This window comes from Intestinimonas sp. HCP28S3_D6 (genome assembly GCF_052065695.1).
Classification (GTDB): Bacteria; Bacillota; Clostridia; order Oscillospirales; family Oscillospiraceae; genus Intestinimonas.
The window spans coordinates 21,977-42,399 of sequence record NZ_JBQHTM010000026.1; the positions used below are offsets into that span (position 1 = coordinate 21,977).

The window sequence follows — 20,423 nt, forward strand, 5'->3', positions numbered from 1 at the left end:
CCATGAAGTGCCCGTTCTGCGGCGAGGACATGGTCCCCGGGGCTATGCAGACCAAGCGGGTCCGCTCCGTTGACTGGGAGTATCGGTGGCTGCCGCCGGCTGAGGAAGCGCCGGAGGCCGGCGGGCGGGAGTCCCTGCCCGAGCCGGCCAGGGCTCTTCTGGACAAGGTGGAGCGCCGCTGGAAGGTGCCTGACTGGGACGAGAAGAAGGCGGTAGAGCTGCGCCCGGCCAAGGAGGGCGAGCAGGGTCTGGAGGGGATGCTTCTCTCCGGAAACATCTGCTACGAGGGCGCTTGGTACTGCCCCAAGTGCGAAAAGGCCCTGTGGCTCCTGGAGCGGGTGCCGGAGGGTCCGGCATGGCTGGAGCCGGAAGAAAAAGCGGAAGAGAAGGAAACACCGCCGCCGGAGAAGGCAGCCGTCCCCCAAGCGCCGCCGCCGTCCAGACGGCCTAAGCCCAGGGACGACCCCTGGGAGGAGAAGGGCTTTTTCGGCCGGCGGAAAAAGCCGGACTGGGAGAAATAGGTGAACGGTATGGGAGAAAAGAAGACCTGCCCCGCCTGCGGCGGAGCAATGGAATATGAGCGGCTGGTTCGTATGGAGGGCTGGCCTGACCCCAACAGCGACCATCTGCCGGCCTTTCCCATGGAACTCCACATCTGCCCCAAATGCGGCAGGGGGGAGCTGTATCTGCCCCAAGAGGAGCTGGAGCGGCGGGAGACAGAGCAGCGGGAGGAAGAAGAGGACAGAGCCTGGCTCCTGGATTTCCAGGAGAAGGTGAAGGCGGGAGAGATCAGCGCCCAGATCTTTATTTGTCCCACCTGCGGCAACCCGCGCCGGGACCGGAGGTGCCCCATCTGCGGCAGCGTGGTGGACCTGGAGACCATGGAGGAGACCTTGCCCGGCGACCCTGACCGAAAGTGAGGGAACGGCATGGAAGCGGAACGAAGGACAAAAAAATGCTCCGCCTGCGGCGGAGAGACGGGCTATGTCCGGGACATGCGTTTGAAAAACGACCTGCCCTTCAGCCCTGACTTTTTCGATGCGGCGCTCTACCGCTGCCCCGCCTGTGGGCAGGTGGGGAAAAGCGAGCGGTGCGCCTACTGCGGAACGAGCTGTCTGCCTGTGAAAAGGTCTGGAGAGGCTCAAAGAGAGAAGGCCCCGGAGCCGAAGAAGAAAAAGCGCCGCTGGTTCGGCCGGGACGACGACAAGCCGGGTTGGGAGGGCTGACCGTGGAAGAGCAAAAAGAGAACACCGAAAAACGCTGCCCCGCCTGCGGGGCGGTGCTGGAATACCTGAGCCCGGCCCTTTTGCCGGCCCGGCTCAACTATCTGTGCGCCCGGGCCGACCTGTACCTGTGCCCCCAGTGCGGGCGGTACGAGTTCTACCGGGACCCCCGCTGGATCGAGCGGGACAAGGAGAAAAAGAAGTAGGGAGGGTTCTGGATGCCTGTCCAGAAGATCTGTACCGTGGCGGAGGCCGTCCGCCTCAACGAATATGCCTATGCCCTCACCCTGGAGGTGGGAGAGGAGATGGCGGCCCAGACGTCCTGCGGCCAGTTTGTCCACATCAAGTGTGGAGAAGAGCGGCTGCTCCGCCGGCCCATCTCCATCTGTTCCTGGGACAAGACCACCCTGCGGGTGGTCTTTGAGGTCCGGGGAGAGGGGACCGAGTGGCTCTCCCGGCGAAAGGCTGGGGATGAGCTGGACGTGCTGGGCCCTCTGGGCCACGGCTTCGACATCTCAGCCAAGAAGATCCTGGTGGTGGGGGGCGGCATCGGCGTGCCCCCCATGCTGGGTGTGGCCAAGGCCGCTGCTGCTTCCGGGGCGGAGGTCCACGCCGCCCTGGGCTTCCGGGACCAGGGCCACAGGATGCTCACCGACGAGTTCGCCGAGTGCTGCCGCTCCATGAGCGTCATCAGCGACGACGGAACCACCGGCCGGAAGGGCTTTGTTACCGAGCTGGTGGAGGAGTTTCTTCAAAACCAGCCCTGCGCCTCGGCCGACTGCGCCGCCTGCTCCGGCAAGCCGGTGCCCCCTGTGGTGATGGCCTGTGGCCCCAAGGGGATGCTGAAGGCGGTGGCCAAAACCTGTGCCGCCCACGGCGTGGACTGCCAGGTTTCCCTGGAGGAGCGCATGGGCTGCGGCGTGGGAGCCTGCCTGGTCTGCGCCTGCGATATGGCCGACGGCCACCGGAAGCACGTCTGCAAGGACGGCCCCGTCTTTGACGCCAAGGAGGTGGACTGGAATGACTGACCTGCGGGTGAATCTGGCCGGGGTGGAGCTCAAGAACCCCATTGTGGTCCCCTCCGGCACCTTCGGTTTCGGCCGGGAGTACGGCCATTTTTTTGATTTGAGCGAGTTGGGTGCCATCTGTGTCAAGGGGCTCACCCCCCTGCCCCGGGAGGGCAACCCCGCCCCCCGGATCGCCGAGACCCCCATGGGCATCCTCAACTCCGTGGGGCTCCAGAACCCGGGCGTGGACGCCTTCATCGCCCACGAGCTGCCCGAACTTAAAAAGCACGACGTGAAGATCATCGCCAACATCTCCGGCAACACCCCGGAGGAGTACGGCGGCATGTGCGAAAAGCTGTCGGCGGCGGGGGTGGATATGATCGAGGTCAACATCTCCTGCCCCAACGTGAAGGCGGGGGGCCTGGCCTACGGCACCAAGCCGGAGATGGCCGCCGAGGTCACCGAGATCGCCAAGAAGAGCGCTACCGTCCCCGTGATGGTGAAGCTCTCTCCCAACGTCACCGACATCACCGAGATCGCCAAGGCGGTGGAGGGGGCGGGAGCCGACGCCATCAGCCTCATCAACACCATTCGGGGCATGCGCATCGATGTGAACACCCGCCGCCCCATTCTGAAGATGAATACCGGCGGCCTTTCCGGCCCCGCCGTGCTGCCCGTGGCGGTGCGGATGGTGTGGGAGGTGGCCAATGCCGTCAAGGTGCCCATCCTGGGCATGGGCGGCGTGAGCAAGGGCGCTGACGCCGCCGAGCTCATGCTGGCCGGCGCCACGGCAGTGGCGGTGGGAACCGCCTCCTTTGCCGACGTCTACGCCCCCGTCCGGGTCCGGGACGAGCTCGCCGCCTACGCGGAGAAGCAGGGCCTGGCCCGGATCACTGAGCTCACCGGTGCCGTCCAGCCCTGGTGAATCCCAGCAGTTCTGAGAAAGAGAAGGAGATCCCAATGACGAAGATCTATCTGGTCCGGCATGCGGAGGCGGAGGGCAACCTTTACCGCCGCATCCACGGGCAGTATGACAGCCTCGTGACCGACAACGGCTACCGGCAAATTGCCGCGCTGGCTCACCGGTTCGAGAGCATCCATGTGGACGCGGTGTATTCCAGCGACCTCTTCCGCACCCGCACCACCGCCAAGGCCATCTATAAGCCCAAGGGCCTGACCCTCACCACCCGGAAGAGCCTCCGGGAGGTGGCCATGGGGGTGTGGGAGGACCGGACCTGGGGCGAGGTGGCCCGCACCGACGCCCAGCAGCTCTCCTGGTTCAACGCCACCGACCGGCGCTGGAAGGTGGAGGGGGGCGAGAGCTTTGAAGAGGTGCGGGAACGGGTTTCCGGTGCCATCCGACAGATCGCCCACAATCACCCCAATGAGACGGTGGCGGTGGTGTGCCACGGCACCGCCATCCGCAATGCTTTGGCGGTTTTCCAGGGCATGAGTATCGAGGAATCGGCCAGTCTGCCCCACAGCGACAATACCGCCGTCTCCCTGCTGGAGTTTGACGGGAACGACGTCCGGGTGGTCTTCCACGACGACGCCAGCCACTTGCCCGAGGAGATCTCCACCTTCGCCAAGCAGCGCTGGTGGAAGCAGGATACCGGCAGCATGGCCGACGCCAACATGTGGTTCCGGCCCCTGGACATGGAGAAGGAGAGCGACTTCTACCGGCAGTGCCGGGGGGAGGCCTGGCTCAACATCCACGGCTCCTGGGACAACTACGACGGGGATGCCTTTGCCCACGACGCCCTGGAGCAGTGGCGCTTTGACCACAACTCGGTCATCTGCGTCATGCTGGGGGACGAGGTGGCCGGAGTCCTCCAGCTGGACCTGCGCCGGGATGCTGACAAGGGCATCGGCTACATCCCATTTGTCTATATGATGCCCACTCTGCGCAAGCGGGGCCTGGGCGTCCAGCTCATCGGCCAGGCCGTGTCGGTCTACCGCCCCCTGGGCCGGGATTACCTGCGCCTGCGCTGCGCCCCGGATAATCTGGTGGCCCAGCGATTTTATAAGAGGTACGGTTTCCACAAGGTGTGTCAAGCTACCGGTACCCGTGTTCCCCTGGACATTATGGAAAAGTACATCGGCTACGGGGAATGAGGCGGGATACCGCGGCACATAAAACAAAGAGAGAAGGAATTTGTATGGATCGCAATGAAAACCAGAAAAGAAACTGACAATTTGCCGCCAAGGGCCTGACCCTGATGACCCTGTCCGGCCTGCTGCTCCTGTCCGGCTGCTCCTCGGACGGGAAGGCCCCTGAGAGTACGCCCAGCGCTGCGCCTGAGGTCACGGAGACCCAGCCCGTCTCCACCGAGACGGTGGAGCCCACCGCCCCCACGGCGGAGGACCTGGGCCTGACCCCGGAGGAGATGGACACGGTCAAGTACAACATCTATGTTGAGATGAACAACGAGATTGTCGAAGTGCCGGATAATATTTACAGCTACTATCTGGTGGTAGAGTACGCCGACGAGTTCGCTTTTGTGCCGGATACGCCCTACGAATATAAATATGACATCAGCCCCTTTGACAGCAGCCTGCTGGACGACGCTCTCCTGGTGGCGGGGATGGAGCCTGCCTTCGAGACCCTGGACGATCTGACTGTTCAGATTGCCGAGCCCATGCGGGCCCTGATGGATACCTTTGATGACATTTACAGCTGCTACGACTTTTCGGACAACCAGTATGCAAAGGCCAAGGAGTTCCACGCGGTCATTCAGGCCAATGTGGATACCTTTGAGTCCCTGGCCTACACCTACATGGACGCCGTCTCCCAGCTGGCGGTGGAGCGCACCGCCGCCGAGGAGCAGAAGATGCTGGACGAAGGCCGGACTATCATCTATAATGCCAGTCACGCCATCACTGTCACCCGGGAGCTGCTGGACGAGTGCTACAAGCAGGATGTATATGATGACAACATCCAGGACCTGGACCTGACCCCCATCTATCCCCTCCAGGCGGAGCTGAAGACCACGGTTGACGCCTATAATGCGGCGGTGGAGGACAAAAACCAGCTCATGGCCGAGTCCCTGAGCGGCTCCCCTATGTACAGCCTGGAGAGCCTGGTCCAGGCGGTGGACTGGATGGTCATGCAGGTGGAGAGCGGTTCCCCCATCTCTGATCCCGGCCGCGACTACCTGGGAGGCATCATCCACATCGAGGAGGTCCTCTCCGACTGCATCGACGACTACAACTACGCCTTCGCCGAGTAAGCCGGGGCGCTCACTCCGCCTGATATAACAACGGCCCTTCTTTTGTGTGGGGGGCGGCTTCCCGGACGCACCTGTGGTGCCGCGCCTCAGCGAAAGACCTCAGCCACCAGCTGACCGCCCAGGCGGAAGCCCTGGGCGAAGGCCGAACGCTCCAGCAGCCCCAGCAGTGTCCTGTGCGCCTCCTCCAGCTGTTGGAGAAGTTTTCGACGCTCCGGGTCCGGGTCGTCCATGAGGGCCGCCCAGGCCAGTTCGAAGCGCTCCGCCGCCGAGTCATATTCCTGGTCCGGCGAGCGAGGGACCTCGAAGGGGCACAGTTCTCCGGCATAGAGTTGGTCAAGGATATTGTCCATAATAACCTCCACATGACTAATTCGTCATATATAATTATAAAGCGACGAATTAGTCGCGTCAAGGGGTGATGAGATGAAATTCCACATTCGCTTGAAGGAATTGCGCCAAAAGGCCGGCGAAAAGCAGGAGGAGGTGGCCAACGCCGTAGGGTGCGCCACCCGGCAGTATCAACGCTTTGAAAAGGGCGAACAAAAACCCGGATTCGACAACCTGTGGAAGCTGGCCGACCACTTCGGCGTCACCATTGACTATCTGGTGGGGCGGACCGATGAACCATAGACCAAAGCGGCGGCGGCCCCTGGCCGCCGCCTTCCGATTCTTTGACATTAAGAGGTATACGCTATGAACACCCGATTTCTCCCCGTCTCCAAAGCTGATATGAAGGACCTGGGCTGGGAGGACTATGATTTCCTCATCATCACCGGCGACGCCTACGTGGACCACCCCTCCTTCGGCCCGGCCATCATCTCCCGGGTGCTGGAGGCGGAGGGCTACCGGGTGGCCGTGATGGCCCAGCCCGACTGGAAGGACCCGGCGGCTTTCACCGCCCTGGGCCGTCCCCGGCTGGGGGTGATGCTCTCAGCGGGCAATATCGACTCCATGGTGGCCCACTACACCGTGGCCAAGCGCCGCCGGACTGACGACGCCTATTCCCCGGGAAAGCGGGCGGGACTGCGCCCCGACCGGGCCACCATCGTCTACGCCAACCGGGTCCGGCAGGTCTTTGGAGACATCCCCCTGGTCATCGGCGGCCTGGAGGCCTCCCTCCGCCGCTTCGCCCACTACGACTACTGGGAGGACAAGGTCCGGCGTGCCATTATTTTTGACGCCCAGGCCGACCTTCTGGTCTACGGCATGGGGGAGCGGGCCACCCGGGAGATCGCTGCCCGGCTGGCCTCCGGCACCCCCATCTCGGAGATCACCGATGTGAAGGGCACCTGCTTCGTGGGCAAAACCCCGGGGGAGTGTGCCTACCCCATGGTGGAGGTCCCCTCCTTCGAGGAGGTGCGGGACGACAAGCGGGCCTACGCCCAGGCCAACATGGTGGAGTATAACGAGCACGACCCCATCGTGGGCAAGGCCATCCTCCAGCGCCACGGGGACCGGCTCCTCATCTGCAATCCCCCCGCCATGCCCCTCACCACGGAGGAGATGGACGCCGTCTTCGAGCTCCCCTACGTCCGGGAGCCCCACCCCATGTACGACGACATGGGGGGCGTCCCCGCCATCGAGGAGGTCCGCTTCTCCGTCATCCACAACCGGGGCTGCTTCGGCGCCTGCAATTTCTGCTCCCTGGCCTTCCACCAGGGGCGGATTATCTCTTCCCGTAGCCATGAGAGCGTCATCCGGGAGGTCACCGAGCTCACCAAGCATCCCGGCTTCAAGGGCTATATCCACGATGTGGGCGGACCCACCGCCAACTTCCGCCGCCCCGCCTGCAAAAAGCAGATGAAAGCAGGGCTGTGCAAGAACCGGGCCTGTCTCTCTCCCACTGCCTGCCCCAACCTGGATGCCGACCATACTGATTACCTAATGTTATTACGAAAGCTGAGATCACTCCCCGGAATCAAAAAAATCTTCATTCGTTCGGGTATCCGCTTTGATTATATGATGAAGGACCCCAGCGGGGAGTTCTTTGCCGAGCTGGTGAAGCACCATGTCTCCGGCCAGCTGAAGGTGGCTCCGGAGCACTGCGTCAACGGGGTGCTGGACGAGATGGGCAAGCCCCACATCGAGGTCTACGAAAAATTCCGGCAGAAGTATGAGCGGCTCAACCAGAAGTACGGCAAGGAGCAGTACCTGGTGCCCTACCTCATGTCCTCCCACCCGGGCTGCACCCTCCAGGACGCTGTGAAGCTGGCCGAATGGCTCAACAAGTCGGGCCGTCAGCCCGAGCAGGTCCAGGATTTTTATCCCACCCCGGGCACCCTCTCTACCTGCATGTACTACACCGGCCTGGACCCCCGGACCATGAAGCCGGTCTTTGTCCCCACCGACGCCCACCACAAGGCCATGCAGCGGGCGCTGATGCAGTGGAAGCGGCCGGAGAAGCGCCCCCTGGTGAAGGAGGCCCTGCGGGAGGCCCACCGGGAGGATTTGATCGGCTACGGGAAGGAGTGCCTCCTCCGGCCTGACCGGCCCGCCTGGACCGGTAAGCCGGGCACGCCCGTCAAGGGTAAGCCTGCCGGGCGGAGCGGCAAGCCTCCCAAGCGGGAGGACCAGAAGCTCAAGCAGAAGGGCAAGCGGGTGGAGCACAACGACCCACAGCCCAAGCGGAAGGCGGGCTGGGCCAAGCCCAAGGCAAAGAAAAACGCCAAACCCGGCAAGGGCAGAAAATAAAAAGGAAAAAACAGAGGGCGCGGAAAACTTTTCCGCGCCCTCTGCCGTCCAATAGGCATCTGAAGTTGAGAGGTGACCTATGGAACTGCGGTACAACCTGACCCAGCAGGACTTCAAGCGGGGGATTCTCCTCCATGAAAAGCGGCCCAAAGGACCATTGGCCGTGATTCGGAAGGTGGAGTGGTTCTTCTTCCTGGCCATGGCCCTGTTCAGTGCCGTGATGCTGGTCATGCTGACGGTCATCCTGGCCGCCGGACAGTGGGAGGACGACTTCGGCACCGTGCTCGGACTGTCTGTCGTCACGCTGGTGGGTTCCCTCTGCTTCCTGTGGGTACTCTCCGCCCGGCGGCGGGCCTTCCACGGGGGTCGGATGCTGGCGGGGGAGGACGGCTTCTTCGGTCCCCGGACCCTGACCCTGACCAAAGATGGGGTGGCCGAGACCTTCGGCGTGGGCCGCCGGGTGGAGCCCTATGACGCCCTGGTTGAGGTGTGGGAGAAGAAGGGTTATGTCCTCCTCTATCTCAAAAGCGGCGTCTGGGAGGTGTTGCCCCCCTGTGCCTTCCCCGGGCCGGAGGAGCGGGCGGCCTTTCTCACCGCCCTGGCGGAGGCCCGGCAGGGCCGGCCGCCCCAGACGGTCGGGGACGAGACGGCGCTCCCGCCGGAGCCGGATGAGGAGGGCGCAGTCTTTACCCTCCGCTATACCTGGGAACCGGAGGGCCTGCGGCAGGCCCTGCTCCGGTCCAACCTGGCCTACCTTCGCACCAAGCTCTACTGGCGGCCGGCTATGATCGCGGTGGCTGTCCTCTCTGTCCCCATGCTGGTGTCGGGGCTCCTGGCTCTGGCCAGCGTCCTGAACGCCCTCCCCGCTGTGAACGGGGCGGAGGTGGCCAGCGCCATCGGCCTCCTTATTATCGGCCTGGCCCTTTGCGCCTCCTGGCTGTCCTTTTTGCCCGGCTTCATGGCCTGGGCCATCCGGCGGCAGGATAAGAAGGGGGCCTTTGACAAGCTGCTGGAAGGGTCCATTACCGATGTCATCGGCCCCAACGGTGTGGACAGCCTGCGGCCCGGGGAGCGGGAGCGCACCCTGTGGAGCCAGATCGGCGGTGTCAAATCGGCGGACTGGGGGCTGGTCCTCTTCCGGCGGGACCGGAAGATGCTCCTCTTCCCGGCAGAGTCCTTTGCCGACCGGAGCGAGCAGGAGCGGGTGGCGGAATATGCCCGCGGGCAGACCCGCTGAGGGTATAGAAGGCTTTCAAAGTGGAAAAAACAGCGTGGAACACAACGAAGGCCGTGTGCTCCACGCTGTTTTTGGTTTAGCGCTTCCCGGTCAGGGTGTCGCCGGCCTTTTCAATGGCCCGGCCGGTCCCTTCGGCAGCGTCTTTGACCGCGTCGCCGGCGTCCTTTGCGGCGTCTTCCACGGTATCCTTGCCCTCGTCCGCTGCGTTTTTGGCATCTTCGATCATACTGTGCTCATCGCTGGTGAGGCCGTCCTCATCCAGGTCCACCTGCCCATCTTCACCGGCGTGGTAGTTTTCAGTCTCCATGGGCATGGAGCTGGTGGACGGTGTCTCGCTGACCGACGGTGTCTCCGTAGGGATCACCGTCGTGTTGGGCGTGGGGGATACCTTGGGCTGGCTGGAGCAGCCCGCCGCAATTAAGAGCAGCGCCAGGGCACAGATCAGCGCAAGATAGGGTCTTTTCATATCCTTGCCTCCGCATTGTTAAAGTCAGGTTCCCAATCGCTTTTAGTGTGCGCGGTAATGCTGGGTCTAGCCCCGGAAAAATTTTTGATAAAACAAAAATAGGGCTTGCATTTCCAGAAAAATTCTGCTATACTCCAATCAGTAACAAGAATGATTACTGATTAGAGGGAAGTGAGTTATGACTGGCAAGCGTTACTCCAAGCAGCGGGAGCTCATCTATCAGTGCCTGATGGAGACCCATGAGCATCCCACCGCCGAGATGCTCTACCAATGGCTCAAACCGGAAAACCCCAGCCTGAGCCTGGGCACGGTATACCGGAACCTGAATCTGCTGGCAGATGAGGGACTGGTTACCCGGATGCCCTTTCCCATCGAGCGGTACGACGCCAATACCCGGCCCCATCCCCACTTCCGCTGTCGGAAGTGCGGCTCTGTCTATGATCTGGAGGGCGTGGAGTACGATGCGTCCCTGGATGAAAAGGTCGGTGTGCTCACCGGGCACCAGGTAGACCGCCACGACCTGGTTTTCTCCGGCATCTGCACCCACTGCGTCACGCGGCATTAAGATCCGCGCAACTATGTCCCGTTTGTCCGCAAAAGGCGGACCCGATGATAGAAAAGAATGAATAAATTGGAGGTCAAATTTATGGAACTCAAACTGTATCGCTGTGCTCACTGCGGCAATATCGTCTTCAAGGTCGTGGATAAGGGCGTGCCCCTGATGTGCTGTGGCCAGAAGATGGAGGAGCTGGTGCCCAACACCACCGACGGCGCTCTGGAGAAGCACGTTCCCCAGGTCACCCGCGACGGCAACCATGTCACTGTCCAGGTGGGCTCCACCATCCACCCCATGCTGGAGGAGCACTATATCCAGTTCATCGCCGCCGTCAGCGGCAACAAGGTCACCTTCCAGATCACCAAGCCCGGCGAGGAGCCTGTGATGAAGACCGGCGGCGCCGACCCCGTTACCGCTTACGAGTACTGCAATCTCCACGGCTACTGGAAGGGCCAGGAGTAAAAGTGAACTGTGAGCCGATGAGGCTCATCCCGCCTTTGAATTTGAACTTTGAAAGGAGCTTTTTCTTATGGAACTAAAGGGCAGCAAGACGGAAGCCAATCTGTGGAAAGCCTTTGCCGGAGAGTCCATGGCCCGCAATAAGTACACCTACTTTGCCAGCAAGGCCCGTAAAGAGGGCTATGAGCAGATTGCCGCCATCTTCGAGGAGACCGCCGGCAACGAGAAGGAGCATGCCAAACTGTGGTTTAAGGCACTCAGTGGCATCGGCGATACCGCCGCCAACCTCCTGGCCGCCGCCGAGGGCGAGCACGAGGAGTGGACCGAGATGTACAAGGAGATGTCCGAGACCGCCCGTGAGGAGGGCTTCCACGCTCTGGCCGACGCCTTCGCCGCCGTGGGCAAGATCGAGAAGAGCCACGAGGAGCGCTATGTGAAGCTGGCTGAGAACCTCTCCAACAGCGAGGTCTTCAAGCGTGCCCAGGTCAAGGTCTGGTACTGCCGCAACTGCGGTCACCTGGAGTACGGCACCGAGGCCCCCCAGGTCTGCCCCGTGTGTGGCCATCCCCAGGCCTACTTCGAGATCAAGGCCGAGAACTACTAAGCAAAATCCGACGCATCATAAGAGGCGCCCGCTCATCGGAGCGGGCGCCTTTCGTTGCTGCTGGGAAAATGCGATTGTCAATTTTCTCCGAATGTGATATGTTTATACGTATCAACATCACAATATGGTAGGAGGCACCGCTATGCCAGAAGAGATCGCGGCCGGGATCTACCGGATTCCGGTACCCCTGGTGGGCAACCCGCTCAAGGAACTCAACGCCTATCTCCTAAAAGGTGAGGACGGGAATCTGCTCATCGACACCGGGTTCCGTCAGCCGGCCTGCCGGGGGGCGCTCTTTACCGGCCTGAGGGAGCTTGGTATCCGCCGTGGGGAGACAGAGGTCCTGCTTACCCACCTCCACTCCGACCACTCCGGCCTGGCGCCGGAGGCCGCCGGTGAGCAAACCATCTATATCAGTGAGGTGGATCGCCTCAGCTTGGATGACCGAGCTTACCGGGAGCGGTACTGGAACACGATGGAGGAGCGTTTCCGGGAGGAGGGGTTTCCCCGGCACCTGATGGCCAATATGAATGAGACCAACCCGGCACGATCCATGGCGCCACCCGCAGGGGGACATTATGTGGGTCTCGCCGATGGTCAGATCTTGGAGAAGGGCGGATGCCGCATCCAGTGCCTGCTCATGCCTGGCCACACGCCTGGTCAGATGTGTTACTGGTTGCCGGAGCGTGGCGTCCTCTTCACCGGGGACCATGTGCTCTTCGACATCACCCCCAATATCACGTTCTGGCCCATTCTGCCGGACGCTCTGGGGGCCTATCTGGAAAGCCTCAAAAAGATCCGCGCCTACGACCCGGAACTCACCCTGCCCGGCCACCGAAAGAGCGGAGACCTGAAGACCCGCGTTGACCAGCTCCTCTGCCACCATCAGCGACGGCTGGAGGAGGCTCTAAACGTGGTAAAGGCCCATCCGGGACGGGGGGCCTATGAGTTGGCCGGTCACATGACCTGGAAGATTCGGGCCAGCTCCTGGGCAGACTTCCCGGTAGCACAGAAATGGTTCGCCGTGGGCGAGTGCATGTCCCACCTGGACCACCTGATCGTCCTTGGCCAGCTCCGCAGGGAGACGGTGGAGGGCAAGGCGGCCTACTATCCCATTTGATGTGAAAGAAAACGAGAGGAATGACGATATGGAACAGGCAAAGGTATATTTTTCTGATCTGAGAGCTCCCATTGGCACCAATCTGCTGAAGAAGCTGGAAAAGCTCATCCGCACCGCCGGCATGGGTGAGATCGATATGGAGAAGAAGCTGGTGGCCATCAAGATCCACTTTGGCGAGCCGGGCAATCTCTCCTTTCTCCGGCCCAACTACGCCAAGGTGGTGGCCGACGTGGTCAAATCCATGGGGGGCGTACCCTTCCTCACCGACTGTAACACCCTCTACGTAGGCCGCCGGAAAAACGCCCTGGAGCACATGGACGCCGCCTATGAAAACGGCTTTTCCCCCTTCTCCACCGGCTGTCAGATCATCATCGGCGACGGCCTCAAGGGGACCGACGATGTGGAGGTGTCCGTGGAGGGAGCTGAGTATATCCAGACCGCCAAGATCGGCCGGGCAGTGATGGACGCCGACGTCTTTATCAGCCTGACCCACTTTAAGGGCCACGAGGCCACCGGCTTCGGCGGCGCCATCAAGAACATCGGCATGGGCTGTGGCTCCCGCCGGGGCAAAATGGAGCAGCACAATTCCGGTAAGCCGGAGGTCCGCCAGAAGAAGTGCGTGGGCTGCCGTCAGTGCGCCAAGCAGTGCGGTCAGGACGCTATCTCCTACGGAGAGGACCGGAAGGCCTTCATCGACCAGAACAAGTGCGTGGGCTGCGGCCGCTGCCTGGGGGCCTGTAACTTCGACGCCATCGTCAACCGGAACGCCAGCGCCAACGACGACCTGAACCGGAAGATGGCCGAGTACGCCAAGGGCGTGGTAGACGGCCGGCCCCAGTTCCACATCAGTCTGGTCATGGACGTTTCCCCCTTCTGCGACTGCCACGCTGAGAACGACATCCCCATCATCCCCGATGTGGGTATGTTTGCCTCCTTTGACGCGGTGGCTCTGGATCAGGCCTGCGCCGACGCCTGCCTGCGTCAGCCCGTCATGCCCGGCAGCCGTCTGGACCAGTACCTCCACACCGAGGGCTGTGAGGACCACCACGACCACTTCTGCAATAACTTCCCTGAGACCAACTGGCGCTCCTGCCTGGAGCACGCCGAGAAGATCGGTCTGGGTACCCGCTCCTACGAGCTCATCGAAGTGAAATAAGCCATCAAGTCGAGAAAGGATGTTATCTATGGACGTAAAGGAGATCCTGAAGCACTGTGACCACACCCTCCTGAAGCAGGAGTCTACCTGGGCACAGATCAAGGAGATCTGTGATGACGGCCGTAAATATGAGTGCGCTTCTGTGTGTATTCCCGCCGCCTATGTGCGTCAGGCCGCCGAGTATGTGGGCAATGACTTGAAGATCTGCACTGTGATCGGCTTCCCCAACGGCTATTCCACCACCGCCGTGAAGGTCTTTGAGACCGAGGACGCCATCCGTAACGGCGCCGACGAGATCGACATGGTCATCAATATCGGCTGGGTGAAGGATCAGAAGTGGGATGACCTTCTCACGGAGATCAAGGCCATCAAGGAGAGCTGCCAGGGCCGCATTCTCAAGGTCATCGTGGAGGCCTGTCTCCTCACCGAGGAGGAGAAGATCAAGATGTGCGAGATCGTCACCGCCTCCGGTGCCGACTATATCAAGACCTCCACCGGCTTCTCTACCGGCGGCGCCACCCGGGAGGACGTAGCCCTCATGGTGAAGCATGTGGGTCCCGGCGTGAAGGTCAAGGCTGCCGGCGGCATCACCAGCCTGAAGGACGCCGAGGACTTCCTGGCCCTGGGCGCGGATCGCCTGGGTACCTCCAGGATCGTCAAGCTGGTGAAGGGCCAGCAGGGCGAGGGATACTGAGAACTAAATCTCATTTTGTATGAAGCGGAGACCGTCCGAAAGGCGGTCTCCGCTGTTTTTTCAGGTGTGCAGCCGTCCTTTTCCCCAAGACCTGCTTGGACGGACGGCGATCATTTAACACTTTTGTAACAAAAACGTAAACTTTTTTTGACAACCGCGAAATTTCGGTTGCGCTCTGGTAAAATGTGCGATATAATAGGCCCGTGCTCGGGAGGATGGACCATTTTTGAAGATGTCTAGGCCATACCGGGCATTGATTTTGAAAGGAAGGTAGATCAGCTTGAAGAATTTTAAGAAACTTTCCGCTCTTGTTCTGGCTGGCGCCATGGTGTTCTCCCTGGCTGCCTGCGGCGGCGGCAGCAGCGAGACTCCCGCCCCCGAGACCACCACTCCCGCTGAGACCACTCCCGCCGAGACCGCTTCCGCCACCGACATGAAGGTGGCCATGATCACCGACTACGGCGACATCACCGACCAGTCCTTCAACCAGACCACCTATGAGGCCTGCAACGAGTTCTGTACCGCCAACAGCGTGGAATTTACTTATTATAAGCCCGCCGGCGACTCCACCGCTGAGCGTGTGGCCATGGTGGACGCCGCTGTGGCCGAGGGCTACAACGTGGTCGTGATGCCCGGCTACGCCTTCGCCGAGACCATCAAGGAGACCGCTGAGATGTATCCCGATGTCACCTTCATCGCTCTGGACGTGGGCGAGGCTGACCTGGGCTCTGACTACACCGTGCCCTCCAATGTCTACTGCGCCGTGTACCAGGAAGAGCTGTGCGGCTACATGGCCGGCTACGCCGCTGTGAAGCTGGGCTACACCCACCTGGGCTTCCTGGGCGGCATGGCTGTCCCCGCTGTGCAGCGCTACGGCTACGGCTTCGTGCAGGGCGCTGACGCCGCTGCCGTCGAGCTGGGCAACGGTGCTGATGTGACCGTGGAGTACGTCTACGGCAACCAGTTCTTCGGCGATGCCGACATCACCGCTTACATGGACAACTGGTATCAGACCCAGGGTGTTGAGGTCGTCTTCGCCTGCGGCGGCGGCATCTACACCTCCGCTGCCGAGGCCGCTGCCAAGGTTGGCGGCAAGGTCATCGGCGTGGACGTGGATCAGGCTGGTATCATCGATGCTTACGGCGAGGGCATGACCGTGACCTCCGCCATGAAGGGCCTGGCCAACACCACCAAGCACCTCCTCCAGGAGGTCATGGACGGCAACTTCGCCAACTACGGCGGCCAGATCGAGACCCTGGGCCTGGTGTCCGGCGACGATCCCACTGCCAACTATGTCCAGCTGCCCATGGAGTCCACTCAGTGGAGCGACTCCTTCACTCAGGACAACTACAAGGCTCTGGTGGCTGGTATGTACGATGGCACCATCACCGTCTCCAACGACGTGTCTGTGGCCGCTGCTGACAACGCCACTGTCATCACCGTCAACGAGTACGGCAACATTAAGTAAGAGATCCATCCGGATCTGAGAAAAGGCCGCCGCGGCATCTGCCGCGGCGGCCTTTTTTCTATGGGTGGGAGAGAAAAATGGCACATCGAACATTTTTGTTTTGAATTATGCGCCTGAATATAGTACAATGGTAGAGAACCATATATGCTGATATATGCTGGCTCCGCGCGGTGTGAAAACACCGGGGCGGACCTGGGGCGGAAGCCCTACGGGCCGGCGCTTCGCGGACGGTCCAGCAGATACTATGCGACAAGAGGGAGGGCGGTAAGCTTGGAGCAGCCATATGCCATCGAAATGCTGAACATCACCAAGCGGTTTCCCGGCATCGTTGCCAACGACAACATCACGCTCCAGTTGAAGAAAGGTGAGATCCACGCGCTTCTGGGCGAGAACGGCGCCGGTAAGTCCACGCTGATGAGCGTCCTCTTCGGCCTCTACCGGCCAGAAGAGGGCACCATCAAGAAGGACGGTCAGGTGGTGGAGATCAAAGACCCCAACGACGCCAATGATCTGGGCATCGGCATGGTCCACCAGCACTTCAAGCTGGTGGAGTGCTTCACCGTGCTGGACAATATCATTCTGGGCGTGGAGCCCTGCAAGGGCGGTTTTTTGCAGAAGGCCGAAGCCCGGGAGAAGGTCATGGCCCTCTCTGACAAATACGGCCTGAAGGTGGACCCGGACGCCCTGGTGGAGGACATCACTGTGGGTATGCAGCAGCGTACCGAGATCCTGAAGATGCTCTATCGGGACAATGAGATCCTCATCTTCGACGAGCCCACCGCCGTCCTCACCCCCCAGGAGATCGACGAGCTCATGGACATCATGCGGGGACTCAAGGCCGAGGGCAAGAGCATCCTCTTCATCACCCACAAGCTCAACGAGATCATGGCGGTGGCCGACCGCTGCACTGTGCTCCGCAAGGGCAAGTACATCGGTACCGTGGACGTGGCCACCACCACCAAGGAGGAGCTCTCCAAGATGATGGTGGGCCGTGACGTAGACTTCGTGGTTCACAAGGAGGAGGCCAAGCCCAAGGATGTAATTCTCTCGGTGGAGGGCCTCACTGTGGCCTCCAAGGTCCACAGCAACAACAACGCTGTCAAAAACGTCTCCTTCACCGTCCGGGGTGGGGAGATCGTCTGCATTGCCGGCATCGACGGCAATGGCCAGACCGAGCTGGTCTACGGCATCACCGGCCTGGAACCCGTGAAGTCGGGTAAGGTCACCCTGTGCGGACAGGACATTACCCACGCCCCCATCCGTAAGCGCTCCACCATGGGTATGAGCCACATCCCCGAGGACCGACACAAGCATGGCCTGGTGCTGGACTACACCCTGGAGGACAACATGGTGCTCCAGCGGTATTTTGAGCCCCAGTTCGTCTCCGGCACCGGCTTCCTCAAGCGCAAGGCCATCCGAGAGTACGCCGAGCGGCTCATCGAGCAGTACGACGTGCGTTCCGGCCAGGGCCCCATCACCGCCGCCCGGGCCATGTCCGGCGGCAACCAGCAAAAAGCCATCGTGGCCCGTGAGATCGACCGCGATCCCGAGCTGCTGGTGGCCGTCCAGCCCACCCGCGGCCTGGACGTGGGCGCCATCGAGTATATTCACAAGCAGATCGTGGCACAGCGGGACGCCGGCAAGGGTGTGCTGCTGGTCAGTCTGGAGCTGGACGAGGTCATGGCCCTCTCCGACCGCATCCTGGTTATGTACGAGGGTGAGATTGTGGGCGAGCTGGACCCCAAGACTACCACAGTGGAAGAGATGGGCCTCTACATGGCCGGCGCCAAGCGAAAGGGGGCTTAAGGGATGAAACAGAAAAACTCGATTCTGCGCAACAAGGGTGTGCAGTCCCTGCTGGCCTCCCTGCTGTGCATCATCATCGGCCTGGTCATCGGCTACCTGGTCCTTCTGGCCATCAACCCCGCCGGCGCCTGGGAGGCCATCCTGACCATCGTCAAGAACTTTTTCTACTATCCCAGCGGCCCCGCCCGAATGAAGTACCTGGGCAGCACCCTGGTCAAGACCGCACCGCTGCTCATGTGCTCCCTGTCGGTGCTCTTCGCCTATAAGGTGGGCCTCTTCAACATCGGTGCCGCCGGACAGTATGTGGTGGGCGCGGGCGCCAGCCTCTACTGCGCCCTGGGCCTCCAGATGCCCTGGTTCGTCTGCCTCATCGCCGGTATCGTGGCCGGCGCCGTCCTGGGCGGCATCTCCGGCGCCCTGAAGGCCTACCGCAACGTCAACGAGGTCATCTCCTGCATCATGCTCAACTGGATCAGCCTCTATGTGGTCAACGCCCTGCTGAGCAACGTGAAGGAGTCGGCCAGCCCCTACACCATGACCCTCTCCAGCACCAACCCCTCCGCCATCATCCCCAGCCTGGGCCTGGGTGAATTCTTCTCCAACAACCAGTATGTCACCATTGCCATCCCCCTGACGGTGATCGTGGCCATCCTCATCTGGGTGCTGCTGGAGAAGACCAAGCTGGGCTATGAGCTGCGGGCCACCGGCGGCAACAAGTTCGCCGCCAAGTACTGCGGTATGCAGGAGAAGCGCAACATCATCCTGACCATGGCCATCGCCGGCGGCCTGGCCGGCTTCGGCGCCGGCGCCTTTTTCCTCACCGGCTTCGAGCAGTGGCAGTGCACCCAGTCCTCCGTGCCGGCCATGGGCTTCAACGGCATTGCCGCCGCCTTCCTGGGCGGCCTGAACCCCATCGGCGCCATCTTCTCCTCCTACTTTATCCAGCACATCACCAACGGCGGCGCCTATGTGGATAAGACCATGTACTCCGCCCAGATCTCTGACCTTATCTCGTCGCTTATCATCTACCTGTGCGGCTTTGTGTTCTTCTTCAAGACCGCGCTCACCGCCTGGCTGGACCGCCGCGCCGAGCGCCGTGCGGCCCAGGAGCAGAAAGGAGGGGAAGCATAATGCTGCTGCTGATCCAATATACCATTATCTTCGCCTCGGTCCTCATCCTGGTGGCCCTGGGCGGCTGCTTCTCCGAGCACTCCGGCGTCATCAATATCGGCCTGGAGGGCATCATGGTCATGGGCGCCCTGGGCGGAGCCCTGATGATGAAGTTCGCCCCAGCCGGCATCCCCGATGTGGGCATGATCGTGCTGGTGGTCCTGGCCGCTGTGATCCTGGGTATGCTCTACTCCCTGCTGCTGGCCGTGGCCGCCATCAACTTCAAGGCCGACCAGACCCTGGTGGGTACCGCCATGAACCTGCTGGCCACCGCCGCCGCCACTGTCTTCGTCAAGGCCATGAACACCGCCGCCGACTCCGGCAACGTCTCTGCCACCATCCAGTATATCGAGCAGAAGAAGGCCTTCCTGGTCAACATCGGTGGCTTTGAGTTCAACTGGTTCATGCTCATGGCCCTGGTGGCCCTCATCTGCTCCTGGGTGGTCCTCTACCGCACCCGCTTCGGCCTCCGACTCATGGCCTGCGGCGAGCATCCCCAGGCGGCTGACTCCGTGGGCATCAACGTCTACCGCATGCGCTATGCTGGCGTTCTGATCTCCGGCTTCCTGGGCGGCCTGGGCGGCATCGTCTATATCACCGCCGGCGTCAGCGAGTGGAAGTTCGAGTACGGCGTGGCCGGCTTCGGCTTCCTGGCCCTGGCCGTTATGATCTTCGGCCAGTGGAAGCCCACCCGCATCGCTCTGGCGGCCCTGCTCTTCGGCCTCTTCCGGGCCCTGGGTAACGTCTACACCGGCTTCGACCTGCTGAAGAACCTGAACCTGCCCAGCTCCGTCTACAACATGCTGCCCTATATTGTCTCCCTGGTGGTGCTGGCCTTCACCTCTCAGAAGTCCAGAGCCCCCAAGGCCGAGGGCATCCCCTACGACAAGGGCATGCGCTGAGTTCATAAGCGAAAAAGGAAAAAAGGGGCACTGTTTACACAGTGTCCCTTTTTTGTATCCCTCCCGGCCTTGACAAATACTGTGGACAGATATAATATGTAATTAGTTACTTATTTAGGAGAGGTGGGGCACTGTGGGCGCAATGCCGTTTGGCCTGAAGCTCGCCATCATCAACCGGGCGTTCCGCAAGAAGCTGGACGAGAAGGCCGGTAACATGGGCCTGACCGCCGTACAGCTGCGGGTGCTGGGTTCGGTCAGCCGTCTGGAGGCCGCCGGAGAGACGGAGATCCACCAGAACGATCTGGAGCGGATTGAGCACGTTACCCATCCGGCCATGACCAAGCTGCTCCAGCGTCTGGAGAGCAAGGGCTTCATCCGGTGTGTCCCCAGCAGCCTGGATCGGAGGTACAAGAAGATCACCTGTACGGAGCGGTCGGCCGGAATCCACCACATGATCCTGGAGCAGGATGAGGAGGTGCTGTCCGAGCTGTGCCGGAATTTTACCCGAGAGCAGCGGGAAGCCCTGCACCAGCTGGCGGATATGCTCCTGGAGAACATCGACGCGGAGTGAGTCGGCCGGTCAAAACTGAATTCCCCAGGCAGCGCGCTGAGGAGATACTCGGTGCGCTGCCTG

24 protein-coding genes are annotated in these 20,423 nt (G+C 61.6%); 22 read left to right on the plus strand and 2 right to left on the minus strand.

Going from position 1 to position 20,423, the window contains the following annotated elements:
* Nucleotides 1–2: 2 nt before the first annotated feature.
* From ACTNBK_RS09930 to ACTNBK_RS09965, 8 genes are all read left to right on the plus strand, one after another.
* Nucleotides 3–521, plus strand: coding sequence for a hypothetical protein (locus tag ACTNBK_RS09930; protein ID WP_441145708.1), 519 nt, complete (start codon nucleotides 3–5; stop codon nucleotides 519–521).
* A gap of 9 nt (nucleotides 522–530) precedes the next feature.
* Entirely contained in the window at nucleotides 531–920 is a 390-nt protein-coding gene (locus ACTNBK_RS09935) for a hypothetical protein (protein ID WP_441145710.1), read from the plus strand.
* 9 nt (nucleotides 921–929) lie between these two features.
* Entirely contained in the window at nucleotides 930–1,226 is a 297-nt protein-coding gene (locus ACTNBK_RS09940) for a hypothetical protein (RefSeq protein ID WP_441145712.1), read from the plus strand.
* A 2-nt stretch (nucleotides 1,227–1,228) separates the two neighbouring features.
* A complete protein-coding gene (locus ACTNBK_RS09945) occupies nucleotides 1,229–1,429 on the plus strand; it encodes a hypothetical protein (RefSeq protein ID WP_441145714.1) in 201 nt (66 codons plus the stop codon).
* Between the two features lie 12 nt (nucleotides 1,430–1,441).
* On the plus strand, nucleotides 1,442–2,251 hold the full coding sequence (locus tag ACTNBK_RS09950) for a dihydroorotate dehydrogenase electron transfer subunit (protein WP_441145716.1): 810 nt from the start codon (nucleotides 1,442–1,444) through the stop codon (nucleotides 2,249–2,251).
* Complete coding sequence (locus ACTNBK_RS09955) at nucleotides 2,244–3,155, plus strand: dihydroorotate dehydrogenase (RefSeq protein WP_441145718.1); 912 nt, start codon at nucleotides 2,244–2,246, stop codon at nucleotides 3,153–3,155. Before ACTNBK_RS09950 ends, ACTNBK_RS09955 begins: the two co-directional genes overlap by 8 nt.
* A 35-nt stretch (nucleotides 3,156–3,190) precedes the next feature.
* Nucleotides 3,191–4,345 (plus strand): GNAT family N-acetyltransferase, encoded by a 1,155-nt coding sequence (locus ACTNBK_RS09960; RefSeq protein WP_441145720.1) that lies wholly within the window; start codon nucleotides 3,191–3,193, stop codon nucleotides 4,343–4,345.
* Nucleotides 4,346–4,449: 104 nt separating this feature from the next.
* A complete protein-coding gene (locus ACTNBK_RS09965; protein ID WP_441145722.1) occupies nucleotides 4,450–5,460 on the plus strand; it encodes a DUF3829 domain-containing protein in 1,011 nt (336 codons plus the stop codon).
* Nucleotides 5,461–5,546: 86 nt separating this feature from the next.
* Here the strand turns inward: ACTNBK_RS09965 and ACTNBK_RS09970 are convergent, their stop codons facing one another.
* On the minus strand, nucleotides 5,547–5,810 hold the full coding sequence (locus ACTNBK_RS09970; RefSeq protein WP_441145724.1) for a DUF6809 family protein: 264 nt from the start codon (nucleotides 5,808–5,810) through the stop codon (nucleotides 5,547–5,549).
* A gap of 73 nt (nucleotides 5,811–5,883) precedes the next feature.
* Between ACTNBK_RS09970 and ACTNBK_RS09975 the strand changes: the two genes are divergently transcribed.
* The 3 genes from ACTNBK_RS09975 (at nucleotide 5,884) to ACTNBK_RS09985 (ending at nucleotide 9,388) form a co-directional block, all read left to right on the plus strand.
* On the plus strand, nucleotides 5,884–6,090 hold the full coding sequence (locus tag ACTNBK_RS09975; protein ID WP_441145726.1) for a helix-turn-helix domain-containing protein: 207 nt from the start codon (nucleotides 5,884–5,886) through the stop codon (nucleotides 6,088–6,090).
* Nucleotides 6,091–6,153: 63 nt separating this feature from the next.
* Entirely contained in the window at nucleotides 6,154–8,151 is a 1,998-nt protein-coding gene (locus tag ACTNBK_RS09980) for a YgiQ family radical SAM protein (RefSeq protein WP_441145728.1), read from the plus strand.
* Between the two features lie 79 nt (nucleotides 8,152–8,230).
* Entirely contained in the window at nucleotides 8,231–9,388 is a 1,158-nt protein-coding gene (locus tag ACTNBK_RS09985) for a hypothetical protein (RefSeq protein WP_441145730.1), read from the plus strand.
* 76 nt (nucleotides 9,389–9,464) lie between these two features.
* Here ACTNBK_RS09985 and ACTNBK_RS09990 read toward each other — a convergent pair whose 3' ends face one another.
* A complete protein-coding gene (locus ACTNBK_RS09990) occupies nucleotides 9,465–9,854 on the minus strand; it encodes a hypothetical protein (protein ID WP_441145732.1) in 390 nt (129 codons plus the stop codon).
* A 178-nt stretch (nucleotides 9,855–10,032) separates the two neighbouring features.
* Here ACTNBK_RS09990 and ACTNBK_RS09995 point away from each other — a divergent pair, with 178 nt between their 5' ends.
* From ACTNBK_RS09995 to ACTNBK_RS10045, 11 genes are all read left to right on the plus strand, one after another.
* Complete coding sequence (locus tag ACTNBK_RS09995; protein WP_441145734.1) at nucleotides 10,033–10,419, plus strand: Fur family transcriptional regulator; 387 nt, start codon at nucleotides 10,033–10,035, stop codon at nucleotides 10,417–10,419.
* Nucleotides 10,420–10,500: 81 nt separating this feature from the next.
* On the plus strand, nucleotides 10,501–10,872 hold the full coding sequence (locus tag ACTNBK_RS10000; protein WP_294515791.1) for a desulfoferrodoxin family protein: 372 nt from the start codon (nucleotides 10,501–10,503) through the stop codon (nucleotides 10,870–10,872).
* A gap of 67 nt (nucleotides 10,873–10,939) precedes the next feature.
* Nucleotides 10,940–11,473, plus strand: coding sequence for a rubrerythrin (rbr, locus tag ACTNBK_RS10005; protein ID WP_294515792.1), 534 nt, complete (start codon nucleotides 10,940–10,942; stop codon nucleotides 11,471–11,473).
* Between the two features lie 142 nt (nucleotides 11,474–11,615).
* A complete protein-coding gene (locus ACTNBK_RS10010) occupies nucleotides 11,616–12,593 on the plus strand; it encodes an MBL fold metallo-hydrolase (protein ID WP_441145737.1) in 978 nt (325 codons plus the stop codon).
* A gap of 28 nt (nucleotides 12,594–12,621) precedes the next feature.
* Nucleotides 12,622–13,749, plus strand: a complete 1,128-nt coding sequence (locus tag ACTNBK_RS10015) for a DUF362 domain-containing protein (protein ID WP_441145739.1) — start codon at nucleotides 12,622–12,624, stop codon at nucleotides 13,747–13,749.
* Between the two features lie 28 nt (nucleotides 13,750–13,777).
* The gene (gene deoC, locus ACTNBK_RS10020; protein ID WP_294515895.1) at nucleotides 13,778–14,443 is read left to right on the plus strand and encodes a deoxyribose-phosphate aldolase; all 666 of its coding nucleotides are present in this window, start codon (nucleotides 13,778–13,780) and stop codon (nucleotides 14,441–14,443) included.
* Nucleotides 14,444–14,723: 280 nt separating this feature from the next.
* Nucleotides 14,724–15,911, plus strand: coding sequence for a BMP family lipoprotein (locus tag ACTNBK_RS10025; RefSeq protein ID WP_441145741.1), 1,188 nt, complete (start codon nucleotides 14,724–14,726; stop codon nucleotides 15,909–15,911).
* 294 nt (nucleotides 15,912–16,205) lie between these two features.
* Nucleotides 16,206–17,717 (plus strand): ABC transporter ATP-binding protein, encoded by a 1,512-nt coding sequence (locus ACTNBK_RS10030; RefSeq protein WP_441145758.1) that lies wholly within the window; start codon nucleotides 16,206–16,208, stop codon nucleotides 17,715–17,717.
* A gap of 3 nt (nucleotides 17,718–17,720) precedes the next feature.
* Nucleotides 17,721–18,848 carry an ABC transporter permease gene (locus tag ACTNBK_RS10035; protein WP_294512675.1) on the plus strand — a complete coding sequence of 376 codons (1,128 nt, stop codon included), beginning with the start codon at nucleotides 17,721–17,723 and terminating at the stop codon, nucleotides 18,846–18,848.
* Nucleotides 18,848–19,789 carry an ABC transporter permease gene (locus ACTNBK_RS10040; RefSeq protein ID WP_294512672.1) on the plus strand — a complete coding sequence of 314 codons (942 nt, stop codon included), beginning with the start codon at nucleotides 18,848–18,850 and terminating at the stop codon, nucleotides 19,787–19,789. Before ACTNBK_RS10035 ends, ACTNBK_RS10040 begins: the two co-directional genes overlap by 1 nt.
* Before the next feature lie 142 nt (nucleotides 19,790–19,931).
* On the plus strand, nucleotides 19,932–20,360 hold the full coding sequence (locus ACTNBK_RS10045; protein ID WP_441145760.1) for a MarR family winged helix-turn-helix transcriptional regulator: 429 nt from the start codon (nucleotides 19,932–19,934) through the stop codon (nucleotides 20,358–20,360).
* The last annotated feature ends 63 nt before the right edge of the window (nucleotides 20,361–20,423 follow it).